Consider the following 6731-nt stretch of genomic DNA (forward strand, 5'->3'; position numbering starts at 1 on the left):
CACCCCGCGGGCGGACCGCGCGCACCCGGCGCCCGGTGCGCCGCACCTCGAACACGGCGCCGCTCGCGGTGCTCGGTCGCGGTATCAGCAGCGGCTGGACGATGCTGGCCCGCGGCCTCGGCGCGACCACGCGCACGTTGAGCCGGGCCGGTGAGATCGAACACGGCCATCGGCGCGACGGGGTCGCGCTGGCCCTGATCGCGCTGAGCGCGGTGATCGCGGCGTCGGTGTGGTTGTCGGCGGGCGGGCCGGTCGGCCACTGGGTGGAGGACGTCATCCGCGCGATCTCCGGATCGGCCTCGGCCGCACTGCCGTTCGTGGCTTCCGGGATCGCGGTGATCCTGATGCGTACCGAAGCGCGCCCGGAGATCCGTCCGCGGCTGGTGCTCGGCGGCCTGCTGATCGGCCTGCCGCTGCTGGGTTTGTGGCACATCGCGGCGGGCGCCCCCACCGACCCGCACGGACGTTCCCGCGCAGCGGGTTTCGTCGGCTTCGTGGTGGGCGGGCCGCTGACCAACGGGTTGACCGCCTGGCTCGCGATACCGATCCTGTTGCTGGCCATCGCCTTCGGCCTGCTGCTGGTGACGGGTACGACCGTGCGCGAGGTGCCCGCCAAGCTGCGCGAGTACTTCGGCACTGAACACGGAGGCGACGAATACGGCGACTACCGGGACTACGATTCGGCCGACTACGACGCCGACGGCTTCCCGGTGCACCGCTCCAGCGCCAAGCGGCGCGGTCGCACACCGGCGGAGAACTACCCGCCCGACGAGTTCGGCGACCCCGACGCGGTCACCGAGGCCCTCGGCGAACCGCCGCTGCGTGACGCCAAGCCGATCGCGGTCGAGGAACCGGCGGCGAAGCCGAAACCGAAGAAGCAGCGTCCGGCCGCCGCGGTCGAGGATCAGACCCCGCCGCCGCCGAAGCAGCTGGAATTCGTCACCGACCGCGAAGTCGAGGGCGACTACCTGCTGCCGCCGCTGTCGCTGCTGACCGACGGCGATCCGCCCAAGAAGCGCAGCGCCGCCAACGAATCGATGATCGAGGCGATCACCGAGGTGCTGGTGCAGTTCAAGATCGATGCCGCGGTCACCGGTTTCGTGCGCGGTCCGACGGTCACCCGCTACGAGGTCGAACTCGGGCCGGGCGTGAAGGTCGAGAAGATCACCGCGCTGACCCGCAACATCGCCTACGCCGTCGCGACGGAGAACGTCCGGCTGCTCGCACCCATCCCGGGGAAGTCCGCCGTCGGCATCGAGGTGCCCAACGCCGACCGCGAGCTGGTCCGGCTGGCCGACGTGCTCAAGGCGCCGTCCACCCGCACCGACCACCATCCGCTGGTGATCGGTCTCGGCAAGAACATCGAGGGCGAGTTCGTCTCGGCCAATCTGGCCAAGATGCCGCACCTGCTGGTCGCCGGCTCCACCGGTTCGGGTAAGTCGAGCTTCGTGAACTCGATGCTGGTGTCGCTGCTGCAGCGGGCGACGCCGGACGAGGTGCGGATGATCCTGATCGATCCGAAGATGGTGGAACTCACGCCCTACGAGGGCATTCCGCACCTGATCACGCCCATCATCACGCAGCCGAAGAAGGCCGCCGCCGCGCTGGCCTGGCTGGTCGAGGAGATGGAGCAGCGGTATCAGGACATGCAGGCGAACAAGGTGCGCCACATCGACGACTTCAACAAGAAGGTCAAGTCGGGGGCGATCACCGCGCCGCTGGGCAGCGAACGGGTGTACCGGCCCTACCCGTACATCCTCGCCATCGTCGACGAGCTGGCCGATCTGATGATGACCGCGCCGCGCGACGTGGAGGACGCAATCGTGCGGATCACCCAGAAGGCCCGCGCGGCGGGCATTCACCTCGTGCTGGCCACGCAGCGTCCGTCGGTGGACGTGGTGACCGGTCTGATCAAGACCAACGTGCCTTCCCGGCTGGCGTTCGCAACCTCGTCGCTGACCGACTCCCGGGTCATCCTCGACCAGCCCGGCGCGGAGAAGCTGATCGGTATGGGCGACGGGCTGTTCCTGCCGATGGGCGCGGGCAAGCCGACTCGCCTGCAGGGTGCGTTCATCAGCGATGAGGAGATCCACGCCGTCGTCGACTTCACCAAGAACCAGGCGGAGCCCGAATATCAAGAGGGCGTGACCGCGGCCAAACCGGGCGAGCAGAAGGATGTCGACCCCGATATCGGCGACGATCTCGACGTCTTCCTGCAGGCGGTGGAACTCGTGGTCACCTCGCAATTCGGGTCCACCTCCATGCTGCAGCGCAAGCTGCGCGTCGGCTTCGCCAAGGCGGGGCGGCTGATGGATCTCATGGAAACCAGGGGCGTCGTCGGTCCGAGCGAAGGTTCGAAAGCGCGTGACGTGCTCGTCAAACCCGATGAGCTGGAAGGGCTGCTCTGGTCGATCCGCGGCGGTGGCGGGGAGAGCGGCGATCCCGGCGAGCCGCAGGAGTGATGCTGAGCTGGTTCCCTCGGCGAGATTCGAACTCGCATCTCCCGGAATCTAGGTCCGGCGCCTCTACCTATTGGGCTACGAGGGATCGGCAAGCGGTGCAAAACCACGAAAAAGGGGCCACCCCTTGGCGATTCGCCGCGGGGTGGCCCCTTTCGCACGGTCTTGCGAAAGACACGTTCAGGGGCCGCTCCGCACGCTCATCCGCCGATCGAGGGCGGACGATGCGGATAGCACAGCCTGGGCGCGGGACTGCCGGGTACCGCTCAGCGACAGCTGTCGCAGCGCCGTCCGGGTCATCGCTTCGCCTCTCCTGTGATCTTCGTTGCTATTGAAACTAACACCCGATTCCGGTGTTGTGAACCGCTTTCCACCGTCCCGGTACGGGCGCGGCTCCCGCGCGCCTGATGGGTGCGTCCCGCGGTGCGGTAGGACGTCGATCACGGTCGGCAACGAGTGATGACGGTCGAGGTCGCGCATGTGCAATCATGGTCGGCAACTACCCCGCTACCTAGTCAACCGGACAAACCGGGCATTATGGACGCCATGACCTTCGCTTCCGATCGGCACACCGCATGCAGGTAACCGCACTCGAATGGGTGATCACCATCGCGGTGATCCTCGGATTGTTCGTCTTCGACTTCTACGCGCACGTCCGCACCCCGCACGAGCCGACGTTCCGGGAATCCGGGTTCTGGTCCGCGGTCTACATCGGGCTGGCGCTGGCCTTCGGCGGCGTGGTCGCCTGGCAATGGGGCTCGACGTACGCGGGGGAGTACTACGCGGGCTTCGTCACCGAGAAGGCGCTCTCGGTGGACAACCTGTTCGTCTTCCTGATCATCATGTCCACCTTCGCGGTGCCGCGGATCTATCAGCAGAAGGTGCTGCTGATCGGCATCGTGATCGCCTTGGTGATGCGCGGTATTTTCATCGGCATCGGCGCGGCCGCGATCAGCGCGTTCAGCTGGGTGTTCTACCTGTTCGGGTTGTTCCTCGTCTACACGGCGGTGAAGCTGATGCGGGAGAGCGGCCACGAGGTCGAAGTCGAGGAGAAGCGCGACAGCCGCATCGTCGCGCTGGCCAAGCGGATCCTGCCGACCACCGACGAGTACGACGGCGACAAGCTGGTGACCAGGATCGACGGTCGCCGCGCAGGCACGCCGCTGCTGCTGGCCTTGCTGGCCATCGGCTTCGCCGACCTGCTGTTCGCGCTGGACTCCATCCCGGCCATCTACGGCCTGACCGAGCAGCCCTACCTGGTGTTCACCGCGAACGCTTTCGCGCTCATGGGCTTGCGGCAGCTGTACTTCCTGATCGGCGGACTGCTCGACCGGCTGGTCTACCTGTCCTACGGCTTGGCCGCCATCCTCGCGTTCATCGGCGTGAAGCTGGTGCTGCACGCCCTGCACGAGAACACGTTGCCGTTCATCAACGGCGGCAAGCACGTCGCGGTCCCGGAGATCTCCACGCCGGTCTCCCTGGGGGTTATCCTCACCATCCTGGTCGTCGCCACGGTCGCGAGCCTGCTGCGGACCCGCGCTCGGGTCGGCCGCTAGCGGCTCGAGGACGTGAAGGCGCCGAACACCGGCGCCCACTCGACCGCGCGGACGTCGTCGATCAGGGCCTCTCGGGCGAACGGATCCTGCGTGAGCAGGTTCTTCAACGCACCCGCGTCCTCCGACCGGAAGATCAGCAGCGCGCCGGACCCGTCCGGGTACGGCCCGCTGCTGAGCAGGGTGCCCGACTCGAGCAGACCGGCCAGCCACGCGCGATGCTCGGGACGGTGGGTGTCGCGACCGGCAGCGGTGGCTTCGGAGTAGACGTAGTGGACGGCGAAGATCGGCACGGGTATCGCTTCCTGGGGGGACGGGCTCAAAGCGTGAGCAGCATTCGAGTATTGCCGAGGGTATTCGGCTTCACATAGCTGAGATCGAGGAACTCCGCGACGCCGGTGTCGTAAGAGCGGCACATCTCCGCGTATACCTCGGCGGTGACCGGCGTGCCGTCGATCTCGACGAAACCGTGCCTGCCGAAGAACTCCACCTCGAAGGTCAGCACGAACAGCCGACCCAGCTCGAGTTCGCGGGCGACGGCTATCAGCCGCTGCACGATGAGCTTGCCCACACCAGCGCCCTTGACATCGGGATGCACCGCGACGGTGCGCACCTCGCCGAGATCGGCCCACAGCACGTGCAACGCGCCGCAGCCGACGACCCGGCCGTCCAGGTCCGCGACCCAGAACTCCTGCACCGCCTCGTAGAGCGTGACCAGGTTCTTCTCCAGCAGAATGCGGCCGGCATACACATCGACCAGGCGCTTGATCTCGGGCACGTCGGAGGTTCGGGCGCGTCGGACAACCGGGACAGAGGTCTGCGCGGCGGAGGCCGCGCCCGGGTGCGCGTCGCTTGTCGAACCACCTAGTGGTCCCCGAGAGGTCATGGGGTGCACAGTAGTCGGCCCGGCTACCGATAGTCTGAACGTGTGCCGCAGATCCAGTCGTTCCGCTCACCGCATCGCGCCGGGCAGCGCGACGGGATCACGGGGCCGGCATGACGCGGCAGGCCGCGGGCAAGGCGGCAAGAATTTACCCCCTCGTGCCGGAGCCGAGCGGCAGCGGGGCGCGGGCAATGAGGGAGCGTAGCGAGCGAATCAAGGGCGCAGCTGTGGGCACACTCGTGCCGGAGCCGAGCGGCAGCGAGGCGCGGGCATGAGTGTGCAACCAGAGGAGACGGACCGGCCCTGGGCCGCGCCCGGTCCCGTCCGGCCCGGGTTCGCGACCGCCCCGGCCGAGACCGGGGCGCCGCTGCTGAACATTGCGAACGTGCTCACCATGCTGCGCATCGCGATCGTGCCGCTGCTCGTCGTGGTGCTGTTCGTCGGCGGCGGTCATCAGACGGGCTGGCGGATCACCGCCGCCGCGCTGTTCGGCCTCGCCGCGATCACCGATCGGTTCGACGGGCAACTGGCGCGCAAATACGGTCTGGTCACGGATTTCGGCAAGCTCGCCGATCCCATCGCCGACAAGGCGCTGATCGGGTCCGCGGTGATCGGCCTGTCCCTGCTCGGCGACCTGGCCTGGTGGATCACGATCGTCATCTGCGGTCGCGAGATCGGCGTGACACTGCTGCGGCTGGTGGTGGTGCGGCGCGGGGTGATTCCCGCCGGACGCGGCGGCAAACTGAAGACCCTGCTGCAGTCGCTGGCGATTGCCCTGCTGCTGTTGCCGCTGTCGGGTTGGTTGGCCGACCTGGGGATGGCGCTGATGTACGTGGCCGTCGCGCTGACCGTGATCACGGGGCTGGACTACGTCGGCCAGGCGGCCAGGGTGTGGTTCGCCGGGGCTCCGGGCCGGACCCGCGGAGCATGACCGACCCGCTCGTCGCCCAGGTGCCCGCCGCCGACCTTGTGCGGGCGCTGGTGACAGTGCGGCAAACCGTCGCGACCGCCGAATCGCTGACCGCCGGTCTGCTGGCCGCCGCGATCGCCGGGGTTCCCGGCGCCAGCGCGGTACTGCGCGGCGGGTTGGTGGTGTACTCCACCGATCTCAAACACAGTCTCGCGGGCGTCGACGCGGACGTACTCGCGACAGAAGGCCCGGTGGCGGCCAGCACCGCCGAGCAACTGGCCGTCGGCGCGCGTACCAGATGCGCGGCGGACTGGGGTGTGGGGCTGACCGGTGTCGCCGGCCCGGATTCGCAGGACGGTCACCCGGTCGGCACTGTCTTCCTCGGTATCGCGGGTCCGGTCCATTCCGAAGTGGTGCGGTTGAAACTCCCCGGCGACCGGTGGACGATCAGAATCGGCGCAACGCGTACGGCGGTATCGGAGTTGCTGCGCTGTGTGCGGGAGACGGGTTCGGCCGACCGCGCCGGGCGCAGCTATTGACGTTCGGCGGGAACCAACCGGCCCTGCTTCGACGTTGTGCGAGAAAGAACGGCATGCGTGGGGTCACGAATCGCGTCGGCCCGGCGACCGGGAGCGAAGGAGAACGAGATGACGCTGCTGCGAGAGGCGATCGGGGACAGTCTGCGGCGTGCTCGTCTCGCCCAGAACCGGACCCTGCGCGAGGTGTCGACGTCGGCGCGGGTGAGCCTGGGCTATCTCTCCGAGGTCGAGCGAGGTCGCAAGGAGGCATCGAGCGAACTGCTCGCCGCCATCTGTGCGGCGCTGGACGTGCCGCTGTCGCGGGTGCTGTGGGATGTGAGCACGATCATGGCGGGCGCCGACGGACTGCCCGTCGGCACACCCGCGGAGGACGCCGCCGCCGCGGCG

General features: G+C 68.2%; 7 protein-coding genes and 1 tRNA gene. 5 read left to right on the forward strand and 3 right to left on the reverse strand.

Annotated elements, in window-relative coordinates:
• A partial coding sequence (locus NA4_RS36785; protein WP_373862873.1) for a DNA translocase FtsK occupies positions 1-2462 on the forward strand: 2462 nt, incomplete at its 5' end.
• A gap of 8 nt (positions 2463-2470) precedes the next feature.
• On the opposite strand, the gene NA4_RS36790 is transcribed toward NA4_RS36785, so the two are convergent.
• Positions 2471-2547 (reverse strand) — tRNA-Leu (locus NA4_RS36790).
• A 487-nt stretch (positions 2548-3034) separates the two neighbouring features.
• Here NA4_RS36790 and NA4_RS36795 point away from each other — a divergent pair.
• A complete protein-coding gene (locus NA4_RS36795) occupies positions 3035-4015 on the forward strand; it encodes a TerC family protein (protein ID WP_067480560.1) in 981 nt (326 codons plus the stop codon).
• On the opposite strand, the gene NA4_RS36800 is transcribed toward NA4_RS36795, so the two are convergent.
• Together NA4_RS36800 and NA4_RS36805 are read right to left on the reverse strand one after the other, a co-directional pair.
• On the reverse strand, positions 4012-4305 hold the full coding sequence (locus NA4_RS36800) for a YciI family protein (RefSeq protein ID WP_067480563.1): 294 nt from the start codon (positions 4303-4305) through the stop codon (positions 4012-4014). The genes NA4_RS36795 and NA4_RS36800 overlap by 4 nt on opposite strands.
• A 26-nt stretch (positions 4306-4331) precedes the next feature.
• Positions 4332-4898: an amino-acid N-acetyltransferase gene (locus NA4_RS36805; protein WP_084497786.1), complete on the reverse strand. Its 567-nt coding sequence runs from the start codon at positions 4896-4898 to the stop codon at positions 4332-4334.
• Between the two features lie 268 nt (positions 4899-5166).
• Here NA4_RS36805 and pgsA point away from each other — a divergent pair, with 268 nt between their 5' ends.
• From pgsA to NA4_RS36820, 3 genes are all read left to right on the forward strand, one after another.
• Entirely contained in the window at positions 5167-5826 is a 660-nt protein-coding gene (pgsA, locus tag NA4_RS36810) for a CDP-diacylglycerol--glycerol-3-phosphate 3-phosphatidyltransferase (RefSeq protein WP_067480569.1), read from the forward strand.
• Entirely contained in the window at positions 5823-6344 is a 522-nt protein-coding gene (locus NA4_RS36815; RefSeq protein ID WP_067480572.1) for a CinA family protein, read from the forward strand. Before pgsA ends, NA4_RS36815 begins: the two co-directional genes overlap by 4 nt.
• Positions 6345-6452: 108 nt before the next feature.
• Positions 6453-6731: helix-turn-helix domain-containing protein (locus NA4_RS36820; protein ID WP_245671764.1), on the forward strand; the 279-nt coding region annotated here is incomplete at its 3' end.

The sequence above is a fragment of the Nocardia amamiensis NBRC 102102 genome (assembly GCF_001612745.1).
In the GTDB taxonomy this organism is placed as follows: Bacteria; Actinomycetota; Actinomycetes; order Mycobacteriales; family Mycobacteriaceae; genus Nocardia; species Nocardia amamiensis.

Bases quoted from the DNA above. Each gene is read 5' to 3' on its own strand.
- NA4_RS36795 (WP_067480560.1), top strand. From the start codon at position 3,035: ATGCAGGTAACCGCACTCGAATGGGTGATCACCATCGCGGTGATCCTC.
- NA4_RS36805 (WP_084497786.1), bottom strand. From the start codon at position 4,898: ATGACCTCTCGGGGACCACTAGGTGGTTCGACAAGCGACGCGCACCCG.
- pgsA (WP_067480569.1), top strand. From the start codon at position 5,167: ATGAGTGTGCAACCAGAGGAGACGGACCGGCCCTGGGCCGCGCCCGGT.
- NA4_RS36815 (WP_067480572.1), top strand. From the start codon at position 5,823: ATGACCGACCCGCTCGTCGCCCAGGTGCCCGCCGCCGACCTTGTGCGG.